The organism is Xanthomonas sp. CFBP 8443 (assembly GCF_025666195.1).
Taxonomy (GTDB): Bacteria; Pseudomonadota; Gammaproteobacteria; order Xanthomonadales; family Xanthomonadaceae; genus Xanthomonas_A.
Map to the genome: position 1 here is coordinate 1,336,600 of NZ_CP102592.1, position 24,719 is coordinate 1,361,318.

The window sequence follows — 24,719 nt, forward strand, 5'->3', positions numbered from 1 at the left end:
ATGAGCGATACCGTGTCCACGTTGACCGTGCCGTTTTCGGAGAACGCGTTGAGCGCATCGCCGCCCGTCCGCCGCCGCGCCGCGTCGGTCACCACCGAACCGCGGTGGGTGCAGGCGTTGCTGATCCTCGGCGCGTTGGGCTTCCTGCTGGCGTTCCTGTTCCTGCCGTTGCTGCTGGTGTTCGTCGAAGCGCTGCGCGGCGGCCTGGGCGTGTTCTGGCGGGCGGTCTCCGATCCGGATGCGCTGGCCGCGATCCGCCTGACCCTGCTGGTGACCGCGATCGTGGTGCCGTTGAACCTGGTGTTCGGCGTGGCCGCGGCATGGGCGGTGAGCAAGCACCGCTTTCCCGGCAAGCGCCTGCTGGTGAGCCTGATCGACCTGCCGTTCTCGGTGTCGCCGGTGGTCGCCGGCCTGGTCTTCATCCTGATCTTCGGCCGCAACGGCTGGGCGTGGCCGCTGGTCGACGAAGGTATCCGGCTGCATTCGCCGGTGTTCGGCGAAGTGCTGCTGCAGCTGCCGCGGATCGTGTTCGCGTTGCCCGGCATCGTGCTGGCGACGACCTTCGTCACCTTCCCGTTCATCGCCCGCGAGCTGATGCCGCTGATGGAGCAGCAGGGCAGCGACGAGGAACTGGCGGCGCTGAGCCTGGGTGCCAGCGGCTGGCAGATGTTCTGGCGGGTGACCATGCCCAATATCCGCTGGGGGCTGCTGTACGGCGTGCTGCTGTGCAGTGCGCGGGCGATGGGCGAGTTCGGCGCGGTCTCGGTGGTGTCCGGGCACATCCGCGGGCGCACCAACACGCTGCCGCTGCACGTGGAGATCCTCTACAACGAATACGCCTACAGCGCCGCGTTCGCCTGCGCCAGCCTGCTGGCCCTGACCGCGCTGCTGACCCTGGCGCTGAAGTCCTACCTGGAATGGCGCCACGGCGAATCGCTGGCCGCCAATCACCGACACTGAGGTTGCGATGACCATCCGCGTACAGCAACTGGGCAAGCGTTTCGACGCGTTCGTCGCGCTCGACGACGTCAGCCTAGACATCCGCCAGGGCGAGCTATTGGCGCTGCTGGGGCCGTCCGGCTCGGGCAAGACCACGCTGCTGCGGGTCATCGCCGGGCTGGAGCATGCCGACGCCGGGCGCGTGCTGATCGACGGCGAGGATGCGACCGGCCTGCCGGTGCAGTCGCGCCGGGTCGGTTTCGTGTTCCAGCACTATGCGCTGTTCCGGCACATGACGGTGCGCGACAACATCGCCTTCGGCCTGCGCGTGCGCCGCGGCGCCGGACGCCTGGCCGAGGCGGCGATCCGGGCACGGGTGACCGAACTGCTCGCGCTGGTGCAACTGGACGGACTGGAATCGCGCTATCCCACGCAACTGTCCGGCGGCCAGCGCCAGCGCGTGGCGCTGGCCCGCGCACTGGCGATCGAGCCGCGCGTGCTGCTGCTGGACGAGCCGTTCGGCGCGCTCGACGCGCAGGTGCGGCGCGACCTGCGGCGCTGGCTGCGCGAGCTGCACGACCGCACCGGGCTGACCACCGTGTTCGTCACCCACGACCAGGAAGAGGCGCTGGAACTGGCCGACCGCGTGGCGATCCTCAACCGCGGGCGCATCGAGCAGCTCGGCAGCCCGGCCGATGTCTACGACCGCCCGGTGTCGCCGTTCGTGTACGGTTTCGTCGGCGCGGTCAACCGGCTGCCGGCGCAGTTGCGCGACGGCCAGCTGCAGGTCGCCGGACTGGCGCTGCCGGCGCCGGACACGCCGTTGTCCAGCGGCCCGGTCGACCTGTACGTGCGCCCGGAAGATCTCGCACCCGGCGACAGCGGCTGGACGGCGACGGTGCTGTCCTCGCAGCGCAGCGGTTCGCGGCTGCGCCTGCGCGCGCAACTGACGCATGGCCAGGATGAAGTGGAAGTGGAACTGCCGGCGGGCGAGGGCACGGCGCGCTATGCGCCCGGCCAGGTGCTGCAACTGAGCGCGCGCCGCTTCGGCCTGTTCGCGCAGCGCAGCTAGCGATCGGGAGCCAGGCGCGCAGCGGCGTTTGCGCGTTTTCGACGGAGCATCTGCGGCCAAGCGGACCGGATTGTGGGAGCGACTTCAGTCGCGACGAGGCTTTCCCGGGGGGAGGCCCGTCGCGACTGAAGTCGCTCCCACAAGTGGTTTGCCGACCGGCCTGTGCCGGCGCCGACCGCGTGGCATGACGTAGACAAGCTTTGACCCCAAGAACGCCCGCGCAAGGCCTGCAATGACTGGTTTGTCTTGAAAGTGTTGCACTGCAAGAAAAAAGCGGTTAAAAAAGTGTGAAGCCAGTGCGGGGCAAGGCGCTGGAACCACCCCTCGACAACCGCAGGAGAATTACCGGTGAACAAGATCAAGCTTGGTGTCGCCCTGGCCGTAGCGCTGGCCGCCTCTCCGTTGAGTGCCCTGGCCCAGGACGAGGCGCCTGCCTCGCCGATCTCCGGTTCCTACGGCGTGGTCAGCGACTACGTGTTCCGCGGCGTGTCGCAGACCGACGAAGGCGCCGCGTTCCAGGCCGGCCTCACCTACACCTCGCCGTTCGGCCTGTACGTCGGCACCTGGGGCTCCAACGTCGATTTCGGCGCCGGCGATCCGGACTGGGAAGTGGACGGCTTCATCGGCTACAACGTCGACTTCTCCGAGAACTGGAACTTCGACGTGATGATCAACCGCTACGGCTATCCCGGCGCCGGCGGTTCGAACTACAACGAGCTGATCACCAAGACCAAGTTCCTCGACACCTACGCGCTGACCGTCGCCTACACCGACGACATCTACGGCCTGGACGAGGACAGCTTCTACTACGCGCTGGACGGGAACTGGACCCTGCCGCACGAGTTCACCATCGGCGCGCACGTCGGCCGCACCACCTATGCCAGCGCGCTGCCCCAGTACCAGGACTACACCGACTACAGCGTCAGCGTCGGCAAGGCGGTCGGTCCGCTGGCGCTGAGCGTGGGCTACTACGACACCGACGACAAGGGCAACCAGAACTTCGGCGAGAAGCTGGCCGACCACCGTGTCGTGGTCTCGGGCATGATCGCGTTCTGATCGGGGCGCAGCGCCGCGAACGAAGAAGGGCGCCTGGGGCGCCCTTCTTTTTTGTGCGATGACCAGCGACTACGCAGATCCAGCCGACGCAGCGGGCGGCATCGCCACCGCCGCGGCAGGCATCACCAGCTCAATACCACCTTGCCGGCCTTGCCTTCTTCCATCAGGTCGAAGCCCTTCTGGAATTCGTCGATGGTCAGCTGGTGGGTCAGCACCTTGCCGAGCGGGAAGCCGGACAGCACCAGCTGGGTCATCTTGTACCAGGTCTCGTACATCTTGCGGCCGTAGATGCCCTGCACGGTCAGGCCCTTGAAGATGATCTTGTCCCAGTCGGCGCCGGCGCCGCGCGGCATGATGCCGAGCATGGCGATCTTGCCGCCGTGGTACATGCAGTCGAGCATGTCGTTGAACGCGCGCGGGTTGCCGCTCATCTCCAGGCCCACGTCGAAGCCTTCCATGTGCAGGTCGGCCATCACGTCCTTGAGCGAGGTGTTGGCGACGTTGACCACGCGCGTGGCGCCCATGTCGGCGGCCAGCTTGAGGCGGAAGTCGTTGACGTCGGTGACCACCACGTTGCGCGCGCCGATGTGCTTGCAGATGCCGGCGGCGATGATGCCGATCGGGCCGGCACCGGTGATCAGCACGTCCTCGCCGATCACGTCGAACTCCAGCGCGCAGTGCGCGGCGTTGCCGTACGGATCGAAGAACGCGGCCAGTTCCGACGGGATCTGGTCCGGGATCGGCCACAGGTTGGAGGCCGGCATCACCATGTATTCGGCGAAGGCGCCGTTGACGTTGACGCCGATGCCGACCGTGTTCGGGCACAGGTGCGGGCGGCCGCCGCGGCAGTTGCGGCAATGCCCGCAGACGATGTGGCCTTCGGCCGACACGCGCTGGCCGATCTGGTAGCCGCTGACCGCCGAGCCGAGCTCGGCGATGCGGCCGACGAACTCGTGGCCGATGGTCAGGCCGGGCTTGATCGTGCGCTGGCTCCATTCGTCCCACAGGTAGATGTGCAGGTCGGTGCCGCAGATCGCGGTCTTCTCCAGCTTGATCAGCACCTCGTTGGGGCCGGGTACCGGCACCGGCACCTGTTCCAGCCAGATGCCCTTGGCTGCGTCGCGCTTGACCAGCGCTTTCATTGTTTGCGCCATGGCGGTGCAAGACTCGGGGTTGGGAGGGCGCGAAGTATAAGCCGCCCGCGGGCGCGGCCATGTTGCGGCGCGTGCGGGGTGCCGTTGGTCACGGTCGCGGGATCGGTTGCGTTCGTTACAATCTAACGTCTGTCTAACGTTAGTCGCGAAGGAATCCATTCGATGCGCTCGAATCTGTTGGCTGTCGCCGTTGTCGCCACCCTGGCCTGTGCCCCGGCCGCCCATGCCGGCGAAGGCATGTGGGTCCCGCAGCAATTGCCGGATATCGCCGGCCCGCTGCAGCAGGCCGGACTGAAGCTGTCGCCGCAGCAACTGGCCGACCTGACCGGCGATCCGATGGGCGCGGTGGTGTCGCTGGGCGGCTGCACCGCCAGCTTCGTCTCCCCGCAGGGCCTGGTGGTGACCAATCACCATTGCGCCTACGGCGCGATCCAGCTCAATTCCACGCCGCAGAAGAACCTGATCCGCGACGGCTTCAGCGCCGCCAGCGCCGGCGCCGAACTCAGCGCCGGGCCGAACGCGCGCATCTACGTGCTCGACCGCATCAGCGACGTCACCGAGCAGGCCAAGGCGGCGATGGCCGTTGCCGGCACCGACGCGCTCAAGCGCACCCAGGCGCTGGAGGCGTTCGACAAGGCCCAGGTCGCGGCCTGCGAAGCCGAGGCCGGCTACCGCTGCGAGCTGTACAGCTTCGCCGGCGGCAACACCTACCGGCTGTTCCGCACCCTGGAGATCCGCGACGTGCGCCTGGCGTACGCACCGCCGTCGGGGATCGGCAAGTTCGGCGGCGACGTCGACAACTGGATGTGGCCGCGGCACACCGGCGATTTCTCGTTCTACCGCGCCTATGTCGGCAAGGACGGCAAGCCGGCCGCCTACGCCAAGGACAACGTGCCGTATCAGCCCAAGCATTTCCTGAAGTTCGCCGACCAGCCGCTGGGCGCCGGCGATTTCGTGATGGTGGCCGGCTATCCGGGCCGCACCAACCGGTACGCGCTGGCCTCGGAGTTCGATGCCACCGCCGGCTGGGCCTATCCGACCGCAGGGCGCCAGTACCGCGACCTGATCGCGCTGGTCGAGCAGGCCGGCAAGCAGGACCCGGACATCCAGGTGAAGTACGCGGCGACGATGGCCAGCTGGAACAATGTCGCCAAGAACTACGAAGGGCAGCTGGAGGGCTTCAAGCGCATCGACGCGGCTGCGCAGAAGCAGGCCGAAGAGCGCGCGGTGCTGGCCTGGCTCAAGCGCCAGGGCCGCGACGGCAAGGCGGCCCTGCAGGCGCATGCGCAGTTGCTGGCGCTGGACGACCAGGCCAAGGCGACCCGCGACCGCGATCTGGTGCTGCGCCAGTTGCGCCGCACCGGCGTGCTCGGCAGTGCGGTGTCGCTGTACCGCCTGTCGATCGAACGCGCCAAGCCCGATGCCGAGCGCGAGCCCGGTTACCAGGAGCGCGACCTGCCGGAGATCGAGGGCGCGCAGAAGCAGATGGAGCGCCGCTACGTCGCCTCGATGGATGGCCAACTGCAGCGCTACTGGTTCGACCAGTACCTGAAGCTGCCCAAGGCGCAGCGGCTGCCGGCGCTGGACCAGTGGCTGGCCGGCGCCGATGCGCAGACCGCCGCCGCGCGCCTGGCCGGCACCAAGCTGGGCAGCACCGAGGAACGGCTGAAGTGGCTGCGCGCCGACCGTGCCGCGTTCGAAGCCAGCGACGACCCGGCGCTGCGCTATGCGGTCGCGCTGATGCCGGCGCTGCTGCAGATCGAGCGCGAGGAGAAGCGCCGCGAAGGCGAGGAGCTGCTGGCGCGTCCGCGTTACCTGCAGGCGCTGGCCGACTACAAGAAGAGCCAGGGCGAGTCGGTCTATCCGGACGCCAACTCCTCGTTGCGCATCACCTTCGGCAACGTCAAGGGCTATACGCCCAAGGACGGCGTGGCCTACACCCCGTTCACCACGCTGGAAGGCGTGCTGGCCAAGGACACCGGTGCCGATCCGTTCGATTCGCCGAAGGCCTTGCTCGACGCGGCCAAGGCCAAGCGCTACGGCGGGCTGGAGGACAAGCGGTTGGGTTCGGTGCCGGTCAATTTCCTGTCCGACCTGGACATCACCGGCGGCAACTCCGGCTCGCCGGTGCTCGATGCGCAGGGCAAGCTGGTCGGCCTGGCGTTCGACGGCAACTGGGAATCGGTGAGCTCCAACTGGGTGTTCGACCCGGCCATGACCCGGATGATCGCGGTCGATGCGCGCTACCTGCACTGGATCATGCAGGAAGTGGCGCCGGCGCCGCGGCTGCTGAAAGAGCTGAACCTGAAGCAGTAACCGCGCGGCACGGCGGCGGCGCGCGGCCGCCGCCAGTGCCTGGCCTGCCCGCCGCTAAACGGCGGCGGTTGCGGCGGCGGAGCGGGATGCGGTTCGGGGGTTTCCGGCAACGGAGCAGGTATCATGCCGCTCCGTTTCGTTCGCGAGGCGGGACCTCTCCCAAACGGAATTCCGCAGCATGCGCATCCTGCTCGCTCGTCACGGCGAAACCCCGTGGAACGCCGAAGGCCGCTACCAGGGCCAGATCGACATCGCGTTGTCGCCGGTCGGCGAAACACAGGCGCAGGCGCTCGGCGCACGTTTGCGCGAGGTGCCGTTGACTCGCGCGGTGGCCTCGCCGCTGTCGCGCGCGCAGAGCACGGCCCGCTACGCGCTCGGCGCGGAGCGCGAGGCGATGCTGCTGACCGATCCGGACCTGCAGGAAATCGCTCACGGCGAATGGGAAGGCCTGCTGGCCAGCGAGATCAACGATAAGGATCCGGCGCGGCTGCGCGCCTGGCGCGAGGAGCCGGACACGGTGCTGATGCCGGGCGGCGAATCGCTGCGCCAGGTGCTGGACCGTTCCTGGCGCGGTCTGACCCGCGCCGCCGAGGGCCTGGGCGGGGACGACACCTTGTTGGTGGTGGCGCACGATGCGGTCAACCGGGTGATCCTGTGCCGGGTGCTGGGCCTGCCGATTGCCAAGCTGTGGAGCTTCCGCCAGGCGCCGACCACGCTGAACCTGCTCGAAGGCCCGGACGTGGAGCATCTGGAAGTGGTGCGCCTGAACGATTGCGCGCACCACACCCCGTTCTTCGGCGAGGCCAAGCACCGGGCGCTCTGATTCGCGCCACATGGAGGTGGACGGTGGCTTGGAAGAAAGAAAAGTATGTCCTGTTGGGCAAGCTGCTCGCGTTGCTCGCCCTATTGGGGCTTGTACCGCTGGGCATGTTCGTTGATTTCGTGCCGGCGGTATTTCCGTACGGACGACAGTGGCTGTTGCCGATGCTGCTTGTCGGGGGCGTGCTGACTGCCTTGCTGTTCGTGCATGGGCATCGCCAGGGGCGACTGTCTGTCATTACCGAAAAAGGCCCGCTCTTTTCAGTCTTCATGATCTTCGCATCGCCGCTGCTGCTTGGCTTCATGAGCTGGCTGATCGTGGCCAAGAGCTTGCCGTGGATGTTCACGCGGATGGCAGGTACGCCGTTTCGCGAGGTCTACGTCATGCAAGCGCACTACCAGCACAGCCGGCGCTCCTGCGACTACCGATTGCTAGGCGGGCCGATGAAGCATTCGATCCCGAAATATCTTTGCATCAGCGAATCCTTCTACCGACGCCATCCTGAGCAGGAGGTACCCGTGCTGTTGACCGGCCAGCGTTCTGCGCTCGGCATGCGAATCGAAAAGGTTTACACCACTCAATAGCGACGCACGGTGCTGCGCGGGCGTGATGTCTGGTGACGCCTGCGGATAGGGATCACTGCCGGATGCCGCGCCGCTTGCGCTTGCTGAAATCGCGATAATGAGAGGCTGCTGGTTCCCTTTCTCATGCCCGTGAATGCCGTGAAAACCCTCCCCGAATGGCTCGCCTACATCGAGCAGCAACACCCGCAGGACATCGCGATGGGCCTGGAGCGCGTGCGCGCGGTGGCCGAACGGATGCGCCTGACCCGGCCGGCGAAGAAGGTCATCACCGTCGGCGGTACCAACGGCAAGGGCTCGACCGTGGCCTTCGTCGAGGCGATCGCACGCGCCGGCGGCTGGGCGGTGGGCAGCTACACCTCGCCGCACCTGCTGCGCTACAACGAGCGCGTGCGCATCGGCGGCGAAGAGGCCGGCGACGCGCAACTGGTGGCCGGCTTCGAGGCGGTGGAGGCCGCGCGCGGCGACACGCCGCTGACCTATTTCGAATACGGCACGCTGGCCGCGCTGTGGCTGTTCGAGCAGGCCGACCTGGACCTGGCGGTGCTGGAAGTGGGCCTGGGCGGGCGCCTGGACGCAGTGAACCTGGTCGATGCCGACGTGGCGGTGATCACCACCGTCGACATCGACCACACCGACTGGCTGGGCGCGGACCGCGAGGCGATCGGTACGGAGAAGGCCGGCATCGCGCGGCCGTGGAAGCCGCTGGTGCTGGGCGAGATCGATCCGCCGTCGAGCGTGCTGCGCCGCGCCTATGCGATCGGCGCCAACGCGATCCGCGCCGGCAGCGATTTCTTCCATGAGCCGATCGACGCCGAGCAATGGCGTTGGCGCGACGTCGGCACCACACTGGAACTGCCATCGCCGCAGCTGCGCGCGCCGGTGCAGCGCGCCAATGCCGCCACCGCCATCGCCGCGTTGCGCGCGCTGCGCAAAGCCTTGCCGCGCAACGCCTATGCCGAAGGCGTCGCCGCGGCGCAGCTGCGCGGACGCCTGCAGCCGTTCGTGCGCGATGGCGTGGAGGTGCTGGTCGACGTCGGCCACAACCCGCAGGCCGCGCGCGAGCTGGCCGCGGCGCTGCAGGCGCAACCGCGCGCCGGCAGCACCCGCGCGGTGTTCGCCGCGCTGGCCGACAAGGACGCGGCCGGCGCGGTGCAGGCGCTGGCCGGGCAGGTCGCTGCCTGGTACCTGGCCGGGCTGCCGGGCGCGCGCGGCCAGAGCGGTGCGCAGCTGCAGGCGCGTCTGGCCGGTACCGACGCGGCGGCTGCGGCCACGGTCGCCGACAGCGTGGCGCAGGCGCTGCAGCAGGCCCTGGCGCAGGCGCAGCCGGGCGATCGGGTGCTGGTATTCGGCTCGTTCCGCACCGCCGCCGACGCCTTGCACTGGCTGCATTCAGCCGGCTGACCCCGCCCGCGGCCGGCTCGACCTTATAATCGCGGCGGCACTCCGCCATGCCGCCCCCTCAAGCTTTCCGTGGATACCGTCCTGAAACAGCGACTGATTGGCGCCCTCGTCCTGGTGGCGCTCGCCGTGATCTTCCTGCCGATGCTGGTCAAGGGCCCCGCGCCCGACAGCGGCGTCGCCAATGTCCCGCTGAACGCCCCGGACGCTCCGGCCGACGGCCAGTTCCAGACCCGCGAATTGCCGCTGGTGACGCCGGGCGACACGCCCAGCGGCGGCGCCGTGGGCATGGCCAGCGCGCCCGCCGCGCCGGCGCCGGTGCAGGACAACCCCGATGCCGCCGATCTGGCCACGCCAGCGCCGGCCGCCGCCGGCAGTGCCGCGCAGCCGTTGCCGCCGACCGTGGCGGCCGGCAACTACGCGGTCAATTTCGGCGCCTACTCCACGCCGGCCGACGCCGATGCGGTGATCGCGCGGCTCAAGCAGGCGCAGCTGCCGGGCTTCCGCGAGGCGGCCACGATCGGCGGGCGCCAGGCCTGGCGCGTGCGCATCGGCCCGTATGCCGACCGGGCCCAGGCCGAGTCGGTGCGGCTGCAGGCGGTCAAGGTGCGCAACGACGTCAACGCCCAGGTGGTGACCCTGGACGCGCCGAGCGCCACGTCGGTGGCCGCCGCGGCGCCAGCCGCCGCCGCGCCGGCCAAGACCGAAACCCTACCGCCGGAGCCGGCCAAGCCGGTGGCCGCGGCCAAGCCGCCGGTCGCCGCGACGCCCAAGCCCGAACCGGCCAGGCCCGAACCGGCCAAGCCGGCGGCGACGCCGGCGCCGGTCGCGGCGGCCAAGCCCGCCCCGAGCGTGCCGGCGGCCCCGGCCGCGTCCGGCACCGGCTTCGCCGTGCAGCTGGGCGCCTTCGGCAAGGCCGAGGATGCCAACGCCTTGCGCGACAAGGTCCGCGCCGCCGGCTTCAGCGCCTTCGTCGAACAGGTGCGCACCGACAAGGGCGCGTTGAACCGGGTGCGGGTCGGCCCGGTCGCCAATCGCGCCGATGCCGAGCAGCTGCGCGCGCAGGTCGCATCGAAGGTCGGCATCAGCGGTATGGTACGTCCACACCCTTGAACCGGGTTTCGGCCCGCGGAGTCGCAAGCATGTACCAGGGAAGGGAACCGCGGCGCGCTGCCGCCGCCATGGCACGGCCCGACCGCGGGAGGCGCGCATGATCGACATGGTGCTGCTGGCGGTGATCCTGGTCTCGGCGCTGCTCGGCGCCCTGCGCGGCTTCGTCGGCATCGTGGTCGGCACGCTGTCGTGGCTGCTGTCCGGCTGGGCCACCTTCCAGTTCGGCGGCGACGCCGGACGCTGGCTGGCCGACGGCGCGCGCCCGAGCATGACCTACTATCTCGGCGGCTATGCGCTGACCTTCGTGGTGACGATGGCGGTGGTCGGCATCACCGGCATGGTGATCCGCAGCGCGGTGCGCGCCACCGCGCTGTCCGGCACCGACCGCGCGCTGGGCTTCGGCCTGGGCACGCTGCGCGGAGGGTTCTTCGCCGCGGTGCTGGTGCTGCTGATGAGCTTCACCCCGCTGACCCGCGAACCGGCCTGGCACCAGTCGGTGGTGCTGCCGGTGCTCAGCCCCGGCGTGCACTGGATGCGCGCGCAGTTGCCGGACTGGCGCATGCCGCAGATGCCGCAGATGCCGCAACTGAACATGCAGCAGATGAACATGCAGCAGATGGATTTGGGCAAGTTGCCCGCGGCAGGCGATAATGCCGCCCTGGGCAATGCCCTGTCGGCCAGCGGCCTGCAGGACATCGTGTCCAAGGCCCTGGGGCGTCCGGGTGCCCAATCCGCGCAGCCCGGAGGCGATCCGACCCAGGTTCTGCCTGCGAACATCGATCCGGCGCAGGCGCGTCCGGCAGCAAACGACCCGGCACGGGTCGAATCCAACGGCCAGGCACGGCCACCTTCCCAATAGCGGCGCAGTCGCCGCGGAGAGCGCTCAAATGTGTGGCATCGTCGGAATCGTCGGCAATCAGAATGTCGCTGCGCAACTGTATGACGGCCTGGCCGTGCTGCAGCATCGCGGACAGGATGCCGCAGGCATCGCCACCGCCGATGGCACCCGCCTGCGCGTGCAGAAGGCCAATGGCCTGGTCCGCGACGTCTTCGACGAGAAGCGCATGGCGGTGCTGGAAGGCCGGGTCGGCATCGCCCATTGCCGCTACCCCACCGCCGGCTCGGAAGGCATGGACGAGGCGCAGCCGTTCTACGTCAATTCGCCCTACGGCATCGCGCTGGCGCACAACGGCAACCTGATCAATACCGAGGCGCTGCGGCAGCAGGTGTTCGAGGCCGACCGGCGCAACATCAACACCGATTCGGACAGCGAAGTGCTGCTGAACGTGTTCGCCTACGAGCTGGACGCGCAGCGCATGCTGACCCCGGAAGCGGCGATCCGCGCGGTGGCCGGCGTGCACCGCCGCTGCAAGGGCGGCTACGCGGTGGTCAGCGTGGTGCTGGGCCTGGGCCTGGTGGCGTTCCGCGACCCGCACGGCATCCGTCCGCTGGTGCTGGGCAAGCGCGAGAGCGCCGAAGGCGACGAGTACATCGTCGCCTCCGAGTCCTCGGCGCTGGACATCCTCGGCTTCACCCGCCTGCGCGACGTGCGCCCGGGCGAGGCGCTGGTCATCACCGGCCGCGGCGAGCTGTTCTCCGAGGTCTGCGCCTCGCCGACCGACCATACCCCGTGCATCTTCGAGTACGTGTACTTCGCGCGCCCGGACTCGATGATCGACAACGTCTCGGTGCACAAGGCGCGCATGCGCATGGGCATGAAGCTGGGCGAGAAGATCCTGCGCCTGCGCCCGGACCACGACATCGACACCATCATCCCGATCCCGGACACCTCGCGCGACGCCGCGCTGGAGATGTCCAACGTGCTCGGGGTGAAGTACCGCGAGGGCTTCGTCAAGAACCGCTACGTCGGCCGCACCTTCATCATGCCGGGGCAGGTCGAGCGGGTGAAGTCGGTGCGCCGCAAGCTCAATCCGATCCACCTGGAGTTCCGCAACCGCGTGGTGCTGCTGGTCGACGATTCGATCGTGCGCGGCACCACCAGCCGGCAGATCGTGCAGATGGCGCGCGAGGCCGGCGCGCGCAAGGTCTACCTGGCCAGCGCCGCGCCGCCGGTGCGCTACCCGAACATCTACGGCATCGACATGCCGGCCGCCGACGAGCTGATCGCGCACGGCCGCAGCGAGCAGGAGATCCAGGAATTCCTCGGCTGCGACTGGCTGATCTACCAGGACCTGGAAGACCTGGAGACCGCGGTGCGCGAGGGCAACCCGGAACTGAAGACCTTCGATTCCTCGTGCTTCAACGGCGAATACACCACCGGCATCGAGCCCGGCTACTTCGAGCGCATCATGCAACTGCGTTCGGACGAAGCGAAGAAGAAGCGCCGCGCCTGACGCGGCGCTGCGGAGCGCACGGATGCAGGACGCGCACGCCGGCGGAGATCTGCTGCAAGCCGCGCGGCGGTGCCTGGCCGCCAGCGCGCCCGAGGACAAGGTCGCCCTGACCCAGCACTACGCCGCTGCGTTCGCCGCCGGCGAACTGCGCGTGCCGGCCGATGCCGGCGAACCGGAGCCGATCCGCATGCCGGGGCGTCCGCCGCGGCCAGTGCTGGTGCATCCGCGCGAGCTGCCGCGGCGCGGGCTCGGCAGCGCCGAAGGCCGCGCCGCCTTCGTCCATGCGATCGCGCACATCGAGCTCAACGCGATCGACCTGGCCTGGGATGCGGTGTACCGCTTCCGCGGATTGCCCGACGCGTTCTATGCCGACTGGGTGGCGGTGGCAGCCGACGAATCGCGCCACTTCGCGCTGCTGCGCGATCGGCTGCGCGCGCTGGGCCACGACTACGGCGATTTCGCCGCGCACAACGGGCTGTGGGAGATGTGCGAGAAGACCGCGCACGACGGCCTGGCGCGCATGGCGCTGGTGCCGCGCGTGCTGGAGGCGCGCGGGCTGGATGTGACCCCGGGCATGATCGTCAAGCTACGCGCGCTCGGTGACGAGGCCACGGTCGAGATCCTGGAACTGATCCTGCGCGAGGAAGTGGCGCACGTCGCCGCCGGCTCGCGCTGGTACCGCTGGTATTGCGCGCGCGCCGGCATCGAGCCGCGCGCCCGTTTCGCCGAGCTGCTGCGCGAATACGCCGGCGGCTATCTGCACGGCCCGTTCAACCTGCCGGCACGCTTGCTGGCCGGCTTCGACGAGGACGAACTGCTGGCGCTGCAGCACCAGGCAGGTTGACGCGCGGCGGCGAAACTGCGCAGCGCGCGCTGCCGGGTGGGCCTTCCTGCACCGACCGCGCACGGCACCGACTGGCGCGGGCCGCTGACATGACGAAGATGAAATGGCGTGCAGGTGCAGTCGATGCGTGAACCACGACGTCGTCGGCGTTGATGGCGATCACGGCGCCTTCTGGAATGGCTATCTCTGAGTGGAAACGCCGCGCATTTGTCGCTTGCGCTGGCTGTCGGCCGGGCGGCTAATCGGAATCCCCGCGCGCTGTGGACGCGCCTTCTGCGCGAGGGACGACGCTCCGTCTCTTCTCACCACCCCTGGGAGTACGACATGAAGTCGATCTGCTGCCTTACCGCGATGCTTGCGCTGTGTGTCGCCGGTTCCGCCTCCGCGGCCGGAAAACCCCTGTTCCAGAGCAGTCAGTACATTTCCAAGGCCATTCCTGGCGAGCCCGGATTGAGCCGCGTGCTGGCCAATCCCGCCACCGGCGCCGTGCAGAGCGTGCGCGTGGACGCCGCCGCGGTCGATGCCACGCAGGCGCAGCTGGAACTGGACCTGCTGGGCCAGCGCGTCACCGCCACGCAACTGAAGACCGAGCGGCTGGAAGGCGGCAACAGCATCTGGTACGGCAATCTCGGCAATGCCGCCGCGGCCAAGGCGCGCGCCCGCTCCGGCCTGGATCCGCTGAATTCGGCGATCCTGGTGCGCAGCGGCGACACCATCACCGGCAGCATCCGCAGCAACGGCACGCTGTTCCACCTGCGTCCGATCGCCGGCGGCGGCCACGTGCTGGTCGAGGTCGACGAAAGCCGCATGCCGGCCGAGCATCCGGGCGAATACGCGCTGCTGCCGACCATCCGCATGCCGCAGGCCGCGATCGACGACCGTGCGGTCATCGCGTCCCCGACCGCCGGCCCGACCGCGACGATCCGCGTGCTGGTGGTGGCCACCAACCAGGCGGTGAGCGGCTACGGCGGCAACATGCAGTCGTTGGTGCAGCTGGCGGTGGCCGAGTCCAACCAGGGCTATGTCAACAGCAACGTCGGCATCAACTTGGTCCTCGCCGGCTATCAGACCACCACCTACACCGAGTCGGGCAACTTCACCACCGACCTGACCCGCTTCCGCGGTACCAGCGACGGCTACATGGACAGCATCCACACCACGCGCAACAGCGTGGCCGCCGACGTCGGCGTGCTGATCATCGACAACGCCAGCTACTGCGGCCTGGCCTCGGGCATTGGTTCGACCGCGGCCACCGCGTTCGCCGCGGTGTACTGGGACTGTGCCACCGGCTATTACAGCTTCGCCCACGAGATCGGCCACCTGCAGAGCGCGCGCCACGACATCGCCACCGATCCCAGCACCTCGCCGTACGCCTATGGCCACGGCTACCGCTACGGCAACAACTGGCGCACGATCATGGCCTACAACTGCCCGGTCAGCTGCCCGCGCCTGAACTACTGGTCCAACCCGAACATTACCTACGGCGGCGTGCCGATGGGCAATGCCACCAGCGCCGACAACCAGCGCGTGCTGGTCAACACCAAGGCGGCGGTCGCCGCGTTCCGCTGACCGAGGCAGTACGTTCCAGGGGCGTTCCGGTGCAAGCCGCGCCAGGCGCGTGCCGGAACGCCCCGCTTGCCGATCCTGCCGGCCGGCCGGACGCCGTGGCGTCCGGCTTCGGCTATGCTGCGCGACGACGCGTCCGGGCATGGCCGGGCGCACCGCTCACTACGTGTGGATCCGGCGATGGTGTTGAAAAGCATAGGCGTGCCAGCCGCCTTGGCGCTGGCGATGTTGAGCATGGGCTGCGGCCCGGCGGCCGATCCGCCGGCAGCGCCGCAGCAGGCGCCGGCCAGCGCTGCCGCACCGGCCGCCGCCCCTGTCGCGCGCGATGCGCCTGCGGCGGCGTTCGACGAAACCCGGGCGCTGGACATGCTGGAGACGCGGCTGGCGGCCGACCATGTCTATGCCGATGCGCAGTGCCTGCAGTACGACGCCGAGACCGACGCCGAACCGGTGGCCGATGACGCCGCTGCTCCGCCACCCGCGACCAGCGGAGCCGCCGCCGCCGCACCGGCTGCGATCGAGTTCGCGGTGCGCGAGAAGCACGGCGACGGCTGCCCGGGCGACCCGCAGACCGCGCCGGTGCGCGACCGCTACCGGGTCGAACGCTCCGGCGCGATCCTGTGGTACGACGTGACCGAGGGCGATTTCGTCAGCTATGCGCAACGTGCGCAGGACCGCACCGGCGGCATGCTCTAGCCCGCGCCGCTCGTCTGTCGCGTTGTTTCGCGGCGGCGGACTACAGCTGCTGCAGCCGGCAATCCTGCGCGTCCACGCGCAGCACCGAGCCCTGTTCGTACCAGTCGCCGAGCACGATGCGGGTGCAACTGCGGCCGTTCGCCTCCAGCGTGTGCACCGCGGGGCGATGGGTATGGCCATGGATCATCCGCGCCACGCCGTAGCGCGCGAACGTGGCCACGACCTCGTCCGGCGCCACGTCGGTGACGGTTTCGAACTGCGCCCGATCGCCTTGCTTCATTTCCGCCTGCCGCGCCTGGCTGGCGGCGCGCGCCTGCTGCGCATAGGCGATGCGCGCGGCCAGCGGCTGCGCCAGGAACTGCTGCTGGAACGCCGGATCGCGGGTCTGTGCGCGGAACGCCTGGTAAGCGGTGTCGTCGGTGCACAGCAGGTCGCCGTGCAGCAGCAGCGTCGGTTCGCCGTACAGGTCGATCACGCACGGATCGGGCAGCAGGCGCATGCCGGCGCGGCGCGCGTAGTCGGCGCCGAGCAGGAAATCGCGGTTGCCATGCATGAAATACACCGGCACGCCGGCGTCGCTCACTGCGCGCAGTTCGAGCGCCACCGCATCGGCCGCCGCGGACGGCGTGTCGTCGCCGATCCACGCCTCGAACAGGTCGCCGAGGATGTACAGGGCGTCGGCAGCGCGCGCTTCGCCACGCAGGAACTCGAGGAACAACTCGGTGATCGCCGGCCGCGCCGGATCCAGATGCAGGTCTGAGATGAACAGGGTGGTCATTGGGGCATTGTACGGGGCGGGACTCGGGAACCCGGAACTCGGGACTCGGGACTCGGGACTCGGGACTCGGGACTCGGGATTTTCCCATGTCTGCAGCAATGCGCGTTTTCTGTAGGAGGGGCTTCAGCCCCGACGCGTTACCGGTAAGGCGTCGGGGCTGAAGCCCCTCCTACAGAAAGCGGTTGGCTATAGCCAAAAAAAAGGCCGCTTTTTTCTTTAAAAACAGCGGCCCTTTTGCATCAAATCGCTTGACAGCGATTTGCGCCGGGACATCATCCTGCAGTCCCGAGTCCCGAGTCCCGAGTCCCGAGTCCCGAGTCCCGAGTCCCGAGTCCCGAGTCCCGAGTCCCGAGTCCCGAGTCCCGAGTCTCACCCAAGCAACGCCGGCATCGGCAGCAGCCACAGCGACATCCCGGCCAGCAGCGCGCCGATGCCGGTGGCGGCGAGCACGTCGCTGGGGTAGTGCAGGCCCAGCACCACCCGCGACAGCGCCACGCAGGCGATGAACGGGATCAGCAGCGGTGCCAGCCACGGGTAGTACGCCAGTGCCACGATGCCGAACGACACCGCATGCAAGGTGTGCCCGGACGGAAAGCTGAACTCGTCCAGCGGCGCCACCCAGGCGCGGATGCGCAGGTCGGCCGCGTACGGGCGCGGGCGCCGGGTCCAGCGCTTGAGGCCCTTGTACAGGCTCAGCGCGACCACCCCGGTGGCGGCCATGTGCGCGGACGCGAATACGCCGTCCATGCCGTCGCACACCACCAGCAAGGCCATCAGCGCATACCAGAACACGCCGTCGCCGAGCCGGCTGATCATCGCGAAGAAGCGCCGCACGGAACGTTGCCGGCACCAGTGGTTGGCCTGACGGCACCAGCGGGCTTCGTGCCCGCGCAAGATCTCAAGCCGCGTCGACATGTGTCCTCCTGCTGGATGCCAGTTCGCCCAGTAGCGCTTCGAAATCGGCCACCACCCGTTCCGGGCGCAGCTGCTGCATCGCCGCGCAGGCGGCCTCGCCCAGGCGCCGGCGCAGCGCGTCGTCGCCGCCCAGGCGCAGCGCCGCGGCGACGAAGTCCGCGTCGTCGGCCACCGCCGCGCCGTTGACGCCGTCGCGCAGGTATTCGCGCGCCGCGCCGTAGTCGAAGGCGACGGTAGCCACGCCGCTGGCCATCGCTTCCAGGGTCACGTTGCCGAAGGTCTCGCTGCGGCTGGGGAACAGGAACAGGTCGCCGCTGGCGAAGTGACGCGCCAGCGCGTCGCCGCGCTGCACGCCGCAGAAGATGAAGTCGGGATTCTCCTGCGCCAGGCGCTCGCGCATCGGGCCGTCGCCGACCCACACGAAGCGCGCGTCCGGCCGCCGCTGCTGCAGTTCGCGGAACGCGCGCACCGCCAGCGGCAGGTTCTTCTCCGAGGCGATGCGGCCGACGTACAGCGCCGCGCAGCCAGCGTCGTCCAGGCCCCATTCGCGGCGCAGCTGCGCATCGCGGCGCTGCGGTTCGAACTGGCGGTTGTCCACCGCGCGCGCCAGCAGGCGCACGCGCTCGAAGCCTTGCCCGGCGAGGAACCCGAGCAGTTCGCGAGTCGGCACCAGGGTCGCGTCGGCCTGGTTGTGGAAGCGCCGCATCCAACGCAGCGCGGTCGACTGCAGCCAGGCGGCGCCGTACTGCGGCAGGTATTCGTCGAAGCGGGTGTGGAAGCCGGTGGCGATCGGAATGCCCAGGCGCCGCGCGGTGCGCAGCGCCGACCAGCCCAGCGGGCCTTCGGTGGCGATGTAGACCGCGTCTGGCGGCGTGGCCTGCCACAACCGGGCCAGGCGCCGCGGCGCGGGCAGGCCGAACTTCAGGCCGGGGTAGCGCGGCAGCGCCGCACCGCGCACCAGATGCGCATCGTCGTCGTGGTCGCCGACCTGACGCGGCCGCACCACGTCGACCTGATGGCCGAGCGCACGCAATCCCAGTTCCAGCCCCTGCACGGTCAGCGCGACGCCGTTGACCTCAGGGGGGTACGTCTCGGTGACGATCGCGTAGCGCATGTTGAGGCTCCGGTTTGCCAAAGCTTCGCGCGCAGCGGTGAAGCGAACATGTCCAGAGGATGTAGGAATGATGACGCCGGCCCAGGGCGTTTAGCGACGCGCCAGCTACTGCGCCGCTACCGATCCCGAATCCCCAATCTCCAATCCCGGCCTTCAAGCCACGAACGGCCGGAAATTGATCCCCAACCCGGCCATGCCCTCGACCTCGCCGATCAGGTCGGCGCGCTGCAACGGCCGCGCTTCGATCCACGGCTGCGACAGGATCAGGTGCAGGTTGTCGCCGTCGGCCTTCAGCTCCAGCGACGGGATCGGTTCGGATTCGTGCGCGCGATGCAGCAGCACCGCCAGCCGCAGCAGCGCGGCCTTGCGCTTGGCGCTGAGCAGCAGGCGGTCGGGCAGGGCATCGAACGCGGTCTTGGGCACGTTGCGGCGGTGGGTGCGCACCAGCGTCGCCAGCACCTGCTGCTCCTGCCGCGAGAAGCCGGCGATGTCGGAGTGCTCGAGCACGTAGGCGCCGTGCACGTGGTACTGGCTGTGCGCGATGACCTGGCCCAGCTCGTGCAGGCGCGCGGCCCAGCCGAGCATGCGCCCATCGTCGGCATCCAGCGCCCAGGCCGTGGCGACCTGTTCGAACAGCGCCATCGCGGTGCCTTCCACGCGCGCGGCCTGGGTCTCGTCGATGCCGTAGCGCTGGGTGAGCGCGGCGATCGCGGTCTCGCGCGGATCGTTCTCGCCGCCGCGGCCGAGCATGTCGTACAGGATGCCTTCGCGCATGGCCGCCTTGCTCACCATCAGGCGCTGCAGGCCCAGCGCCTGGAACGCGGCTTCCAGCACCAGCACGCCGCCGGCGATGATCGGCCGGCGGTCGGCGGACAGGCCGGGCAGGTCGATGTCCTCGATGCGCTTGGCCAGCAGCAGGCGCTCGCGCAGTTGCGGCAGCGCCTCGGCGGTGATCGCGCCCTTGGTCAGCTTCATCGCCGCGCAGATCTCGCCGATCGCCTTGTGCGTGCCCGACGAGCCCAGCGCCTCGTGCCAGCCCAGCGCGCGGTACAGCCCGGCGAACTGCTGGAACTCGGCGCCGATCTCGGTCAGCGCGTCCTTCCATTTTTTCTTCGACAGCTTGCCGCCGGGGAAAAAGCGCCGCGTGCTGGCGATGCAGCCGGCCTGCAGGCTCTCGCGCTCCAGGGTCTGGAAGCCGCGGCCGATGATGAATTCGGTGGAGCCGCCGCCGATGTCGATCACCAGCCGGCGCTGGTCCGGCTTGGGCGGCTGCGCATGCGCCACGCCCAGGTAGATCAGGCGCGCTTCCTCGCGCCCGCTGACCACTTCGATCGGATGGCCGAGCGCGGTCTCGCCGGGGATCAGGAACGCCTGCGGCGAGCGCAGCTGGCGCACGGTGTTGGTGGCCAGCGCGCGCACCCGCAGCGACGGCACGTCGCGGATACGTTGGCCGAAGCGCGCCAGGCACTCCAGCGCACGCTGCCGGGCTTCGGCCGACAGCCCGCCCTTGTTGTCCAGGCCGTCGGCCATGCGCACGGTCTCGCGCAAGCGGTCCACCACCCGCAACTGCCCGAGCTGATACCGCGCCACGACCATGTGGAAACTGTTGGAACCCAGGTCGACGGCGGCCAGCAGGTCGCCATCGCGCAACGGCGTGTACGGGGAGATGGGAGGCATGGGCGGAATGGTAGCCGATGCACGGCGGGTGCCGTCCATCGGCGCGCGCGTGGCGTGGCTCAGAGCCCGTCGAGCAGCGCCAGCTGCGCCGAATGCGGCGGCTGGTCCTGGCCCGGCGTCAGCTTGCGGTAGGTGCCGCTGGCGTCCAGTTCCCACGCGTTGAGGTTGTCGTCCATGTAGTTCTTCAGCACTTCGCGATGGATGCGCTGGATCAGCTTCGGATCCAGGATCGGGAAGCAGGTCTCGACCCGGCGCAGCAGGTTGCGCTCCAGCCAGTCGGCGCTGGCGCAGAACAGTTCCGGCGCGCCGTCGTTGCCGAACCAGTAGACGCGGCTGTGCTCGAGGAAGCGGCCGACGATCGAGCGCACCCGGATGTTGTCCGATACGCCCGGCACGCCGGGGCGCAGCGTGCACGCGCCGCGCACGATCAGGTCGATCTTGACCCCGGCCTGCGAGGCCACGTACAGCGCGCGGATCACCTGCGGCTCGTTGAGCGCGTTCATCTTAGCGATGATGCGGCCGGGACGCCCGGCCAGGGCCAGCTTGGTCTCGCGCTCGATCCGGTGCAGCACGCCCGGGTGCAGGGTGAACGGCGATTGCAGCAGGCGTTTGAGGCGGATCTTCGGCGCCAGCCCGGACAGCTGCTGGAACAGCAGGTGCACGTCGTTGCAGATGTCCGCATCGGCGGTGATCAGGCTCAGGTCGGTGTAGGCGCGCGCGGTGCCGCTGTGGTAGTTGCCGGTGCCCAGGTGCACGTAGCGGCGCAGCTTGCGCCCTTCGCGGCGCACGATCAGCAGCATCTTGGCGTGGGTCTTGTAGCCGACCACGCCGTACACCACCTGCACGCCGGCTTCCTGCAGGCGATCGGCCAGGCCCAGGTTGGCTTCCTCGTCGAAGCGCGCGCGCAGTTCGACCACCACGGTCACGTCCTTGCCGTTGCGCGCGGCCAGCACCAGCGCATCGACGATGCCCGAGTCCTTGCCGGTGCGGTACAGGGTCTGCTTGATCGCCAGCACCTGCGGGTCCACTGCGGCCTGCTTGATCAGGTCCAGCACCGCGGTGAACGCGTCGAACGGATGGTGCAGCAGCACGTCGCCGGCGGCGGCGATCTCGAAGATGCCCTCGCTGTCGCGCAGCGTGCGCGGATTCATCGACGGGTACTTCAGGTCCGGGCGCTGCACCAGGTCGTAGACCTGGTTGACCCGGCTCAGGTTGACCGGGCCGTCGATGCGATAGACCGCGTTCTCCGGCAATTCGAAGTTCTGCAGCAGCGTGCGCATGATCGACTTCGGGCAGTCCTCGGCGATCTCCAGCCGCACCGCCGGCCGGTAGCCGCGGTTGACCAACTCGTCGCGCAACGCCAGCGCCAGGTTCTCCACTTCCTCCTCGTCCACCACCAGCTCGGAATTGCGGGTCACGCGGAACTGGTAGGACCCCATCACCTCCATGCCCGGGAACAGTTCGTCGACGAAGGTGGACAGCACCGAGGACAGGAACACGAAGCTCTGCCCGCCTTCGGACAGGCTTTCCGGCAGCTGGATGATGCGCGGCAGCGAGCGCGGCGCACGCACGATCGCCAGGTGGCCAACGCGGCCGAACGCATCGGTACCCTTCAGCACCACCACGATGTTCAGCGACTTGTTGAGGATCTTCGGGAACGGATGCGCCGGGTCCAGGCCCAGCGGCGACAGCACCGGCATGATCTCGTTGCGGAAGTAGGCGCGCAGCCAGCGCTTCTGCCGCGCGTTCCAGCTGTTGCGGCCGAGCACGCCGATGCCGGCTTCCTTCAGCGCCGGGCGCAGCACCTCGTTCCAGCAGCGGTACTGATGGTCGACCAGCTGCGCGGCGCGATCGTGGATGGTGTTGAGGATCGCGCTCGAGCTCAGCCCGTCCGGCGCCGGCGGCAAGCCGAATTCCAGCGCGTGGCGCACGGTGGCGGCGCGGATCTCGAAGAATTCGTCGAGGTTGGTGCAGGAGATGCACAGGAAGCGCAGCCGCTCCAGCAGCGGCACGCTCGGGTCCTGCGCCTGCGCCAGCACGCGGAAATTGAAGTCCAGCTGCGACAGTTCGCGGTTGAGGTACAGCGACGGGTCGCGCAGCGGGTCGCTGGGAACGTCCGGTGGCGGCGTGGGCGGCAGGGCGGCGGCGCGTGGCATGGCGGTACTCGTTAGGCGGAGGTCAGGGTGGCATGGTCGTGCCGCGGATGCACGCGTCCGGCGCCGAAGTGGCAGGAGAACGTGCTGCCCTTGCCGACTTCGCTTTCGATGTCCAGCCGCGCCTGGTGCAGGCCCAGCACGTGCTTGACGATCGACAGTCCCAGCCCGGTGCCGCCGCTTTCGCGCGAGCGGCTGCTGGAGACGCGGTAGAAGCGTTCGGTGATGCGCGGCAGATGGTGCGACGGGATGCCGTAGCCGCTGTCGCGCACCGACAGCACCGCACCGTCGCCTTCGCGCGCAAAGGTGATGCTGACCGCGCCGCCGGCAGGGGTATAGCGCACTGCATTGGTGACCAGATTGGAGAACGCGCTGTGCAGTTCCTTGTTGGAGCCGACCAGATCCAGATCGGCCTCGTCGTGCACCTCGATGCGGTGCCGGCCCTGGCTATGCGCCTCGGCCTCGCGGCGCAGCGTGGCCAGCATCGGCGCCATCGCAATGCTCTCCTCGTTGGCGTGTTCCTGCGATTCCAGCCGCGACAGGGTCAGCAGGTCTTCGACCAGTTGGGTCATGCGCTGCGACTGCTTGCGCATCTCGGCGATCATCGGCCCGGAATCGGGGAAATCCTCCGGGTCGAGCATGTCCAGGTAGCCGTGCACCACGGTCAGCGGCGTGCGCAGTTCGTGCGAGACGTTGGCGACGAAGTCGCGGCGCACCTGCTCCAGCTGCAGCAGCTTGCTGACGTCGCGCGCGACCAGCAGCCAGTAGTCGTCGGAGTAGGGGATCAGGCGCAGGTTCAGGCGCAGCCGGTCGTCGATCGGCGAGGGCGTGTCCAGCATCGGCTCGGCGTTGCGGCCGCCGGCCAGCCAGTGCGCCAGCGGCATCGGCTGCAGCCGTTCGACCACCGGCACGTTGAGGTCACCGGGATGGCGCAGGCCGAGCAGGGTGCCGGCGGCTTCGTTGAACCACTGGATGCGCTGGCTGTTGCGGTCCACCACCACCACCGCGTCGGGAAGCGCGGCGGCGGCGGCGCGGTAGGCGCGCAGCATGTCCAGCAGGCGCCGCTTGCGCGTGCGCATTTCCGCCTGGCTGCGGTACAGCAGCCGGTCCAGTTCGTTCCACACGCCGGTGCCGGCCGGCGGCTCCCAGCGCTGGCGCGCGGTCAGCCGGCGCAGCACGCGGCGCAGGCGCCAGTAGTGCCAGCCCATCACCGCCAGCGACATCAGGGTCAGCGCCATCCACACGTGGCCGCCGAGCCAGCCGACCAGCACCGCCAGCAGCAGCAGCGCGGCCAGGGTGCCGAGGGTCTTGAACCAGGCGGAACGGATGTGGCGGGGCATCGGGAGCGCGCTCTGTCGCAATGGATCGTGTCCGTCCGCCGTTTATAGCAGGCGAAGGCTGCAGTCAGATGGAGGACGAGAAGCGATAGCCGGAGCCGCGCACCGTCTGCACCATGTTCTCCACCGCGAACGGCTCCAGGGTCTTGCGCAGCCGGCGGATGTGCACGTCGATGGTGCGCTCCTCGACGTAGACGCTGCCGCCCCACACGTGGTCGAGCAGCTGCGCGCGGCTGTAGACGCGCTCGGGATGGGTCATGAAGAAATGCAGCAGGCGGTATTCGGTGGGGCCGATCGGCACCGGCGCGTCGCCGGCGAACACGCGGTGCGCGGCGCCGTCGATGCGCAGGCTGCCGACCGAGACGCTGCCGTCCTCGTCGTCGTCGCGGGTGCGGCGCATCACCGCGCGGATCCGCGCCAGCAGCTCGCGCGCCGAGAACGGCTTGACCACGTAGTCGTCGACCCCGGCTTCCAGGCCGCCGACCCGGTCGTTTTCCTCGCCGCGCGCGGTGAGCATGATGATCGGCACCTCGCGGGTCATCGCGTCCTTGCGCCAGCGCCGGGCCAGTTCCAGGCCGCTGGTGCCGGGCAGCATCCAGTCCAGCAGGATCAGGTCGGGAACGCGGTCGGCGATGGAGGTCTGCGCTTCCCGCGCGTCGCCGGCGTGGACCGGTTCGAAGTCGCCCTTGCGCAGGGCGAACGCCACCATGTCGCGGATGGCGGGTTCGTCGTCGACGATCAGGATGCGTTTCTGCACGACGGCACCGTGGGACTGGGAGGAGAGGTCGCCAGTAGACTACGGTTTTATTACGATTCAGTGACGGCGCTCGTGT

At 69.2% G+C, this 24,719-nt stretch carries 21 protein-coding genes; 13 read left to right on the plus strand and 8 right to left on the minus strand.

Features of this window, described 5'->3' with window-relative positions:
* The 3 genes from cysW (at position 1) to NUG20_RS05715 (ending at position 3,067) form a co-directional block, all read left to right on the plus strand.
* The gene (gene cysW / locus NUG20_RS05705) at positions 1-960 is read left to right on the plus strand and encodes a sulfate ABC transporter permease subunit CysW (RefSeq protein WP_263397438.1); all 960 of its coding nucleotides are present in this window, start codon (positions 1-3) and stop codon (positions 958-960) included.
* A gap of 7 nt (positions 961-967) precedes the next feature.
* Entirely contained in the window at positions 968-2,011 is a 1,044-nt protein-coding gene (locus NUG20_RS05710) for a sulfate/molybdate ABC transporter ATP-binding protein (protein WP_263397439.1), read from the plus strand.
* 348 nt (positions 2,012-2,359) lie between these two features.
* Entirely contained in the window at positions 2,360-3,067 is a 708-nt protein-coding gene (locus NUG20_RS05715; RefSeq protein WP_263397440.1) for a TorF family putative porin, read from the plus strand.
* 122 nt (positions 3,068-3,189) lie between these two features.
* Here NUG20_RS05715 and tdh read toward each other — a convergent pair whose 3' ends face one another.
* A complete protein-coding gene (gene tdh, locus NUG20_RS05720; RefSeq protein ID WP_263397441.1) occupies positions 3,190-4,221 on the minus strand; it encodes an L-threonine 3-dehydrogenase in 1,032 nt (343 codons plus the stop codon).
* A 162-nt stretch (positions 4,222-4,383) separates the two neighbouring features.
* On the opposite strand from tdh, the gene NUG20_RS05725 reads away from it, so the two are divergent.
* The 10 genes from NUG20_RS05725 to NUG20_RS05770 all read left to right on the plus strand — a co-directional run bounded on the left by NUG20_RS05725 (position 4,384) and on the right by NUG20_RS05770 (position 15,912).
* Positions 4,384-6,537, plus strand: coding sequence for a S46 family peptidase (locus tag NUG20_RS05725; protein WP_263397442.1), 2,154 nt, complete (start codon positions 4,384-4,386; stop codon positions 6,535-6,537).
* Positions 6,538-6,715: 178 nt separating this feature from the next.
* Complete coding sequence (locus NUG20_RS05730; RefSeq protein ID WP_263397443.1) at positions 6,716-7,360, plus strand: histidine phosphatase family protein; 645 nt, start codon at positions 6,716-6,718, stop codon at positions 7,358-7,360.
* Between the two features lie 23 nt (positions 7,361-7,383).
* Positions 7,384-7,941, plus strand: a complete 558-nt coding sequence (locus tag NUG20_RS05735; RefSeq protein WP_263397444.1) for a hypothetical protein — start codon at positions 7,384-7,386, stop codon at positions 7,939-7,941.
* A gap of 129 nt (positions 7,942-8,070) precedes the next feature.
* Positions 8,071-9,342: a bifunctional tetrahydrofolate synthase/dihydrofolate synthase gene (gene folC / locus NUG20_RS05740; protein WP_263398400.1), complete on the plus strand. Its 1,272-nt coding sequence runs from the start codon at positions 8,071-8,073 to the stop codon at positions 9,340-9,342.
* A 69-nt stretch (positions 9,343-9,411) separates the two neighbouring features.
* A complete protein-coding gene (locus NUG20_RS05745; protein ID WP_263397445.1) occupies positions 9,412-10,452 on the plus strand; it encodes an SPOR domain-containing protein in 1,041 nt (346 codons plus the stop codon).
* Between the two features lie 97 nt (positions 10,453-10,549).
* Positions 10,550-11,311 carry a CvpA family protein gene (locus NUG20_RS05750; RefSeq protein WP_263397446.1) on the plus strand — a complete coding sequence of 254 codons (762 nt, stop codon included), beginning with the start codon at positions 10,550-10,552 and terminating at the stop codon, positions 11,309-11,311.
* Between the two features lie 28 nt (positions 11,312-11,339).
* Positions 11,340-12,806, plus strand: a complete 1,467-nt coding sequence (gene purF / locus NUG20_RS05755) for an amidophosphoribosyltransferase (protein ID WP_263397447.1) — start codon at positions 11,340-11,342, stop codon at positions 12,804-12,806.
* 22 nt (positions 12,807-12,828) lie between these two features.
* Entirely contained in the window at positions 12,829-13,650 is an 822-nt protein-coding gene (locus NUG20_RS05760) for a ferritin-like domain-containing protein (protein ID WP_263397448.1), read from the plus strand.
* Between the two features lie 324 nt (positions 13,651-13,974).
* Entirely contained in the window at positions 13,975-15,219 is a 1,245-nt protein-coding gene (locus NUG20_RS05765) for a zinc-dependent metalloprotease (protein WP_263397449.1), read from the plus strand.
* A gap of 177 nt (positions 15,220-15,396) precedes the next feature.
* A complete protein-coding gene (locus tag NUG20_RS05770) occupies positions 15,397-15,912 on the plus strand; it encodes a hypothetical protein (protein WP_263397450.1) in 516 nt (171 codons plus the stop codon).
* Between the two features lie 40 nt (positions 15,913-15,952).
* Here NUG20_RS05770 and lpxH read toward each other — a convergent pair whose 3' ends face one another.
* From lpxH to phoB, 7 genes are all read right to left on the minus strand, one after another.
* Positions 15,953-16,690: a UDP-2,3-diacylglucosamine diphosphatase gene (gene lpxH, locus NUG20_RS05775; RefSeq protein ID WP_263397451.1), complete on the minus strand. Its 738-nt coding sequence runs from the start codon at positions 16,688-16,690 to the stop codon at positions 15,953-15,955.
* 369 nt (positions 16,691-17,059) lie between these two features.
* Complete coding sequence (locus NUG20_RS05780; RefSeq protein ID WP_263397452.1) at positions 17,060-17,605, minus strand: phosphatase PAP2 family protein; 546 nt, start codon at positions 17,603-17,605, stop codon at positions 17,060-17,062.
* Positions 17,589-18,719, minus strand: coding sequence for a glycosyltransferase family 4 protein (locus NUG20_RS05785; RefSeq protein ID WP_263397453.1), 1,131 nt, complete (start codon positions 18,717-18,719; stop codon positions 17,589-17,591). Before NUG20_RS05785 ends, NUG20_RS05780 begins: the two co-directional genes overlap by 17 nt.
* A 153-nt stretch (positions 18,720-18,872) precedes the next feature.
* Positions 18,873-20,396 carry an exopolyphosphatase gene (gene ppx / locus NUG20_RS05790; protein WP_263397454.1) on the minus strand — a complete coding sequence of 508 codons (1,524 nt, stop codon included), beginning with the start codon at positions 20,394-20,396 and terminating at the stop codon, positions 18,873-18,875.
* Positions 20,397-20,455: 59 nt separating this feature from the next.
* Positions 20,456-22,552, minus strand: coding sequence for a polyphosphate kinase 1 (gene ppk1 / locus NUG20_RS05795; RefSeq protein WP_263397455.1), 2,097 nt, complete (start codon positions 22,550-22,552; stop codon positions 20,456-20,458).
* An 11-nt stretch (positions 22,553-22,563) separates the two neighbouring features.
* Positions 22,564-23,889 (minus strand): phosphate regulon sensor histidine kinase PhoR, encoded by a 1,326-nt coding sequence (gene phoR / locus NUG20_RS05800; protein WP_263397456.1) that lies wholly within the window; start codon positions 23,887-23,889, stop codon positions 22,564-22,566.
* A 64-nt stretch (positions 23,890-23,953) separates the two neighbouring features.
* Positions 23,954-24,643: a phosphate regulon transcriptional regulator PhoB gene (gene phoB / locus NUG20_RS05805; RefSeq protein WP_003468516.1), complete on the minus strand. Its 690-nt coding sequence runs from the start codon at positions 24,641-24,643 to the stop codon at positions 23,954-23,956.
* Positions 24,644-24,719: the final 76 nt, after the last annotated feature.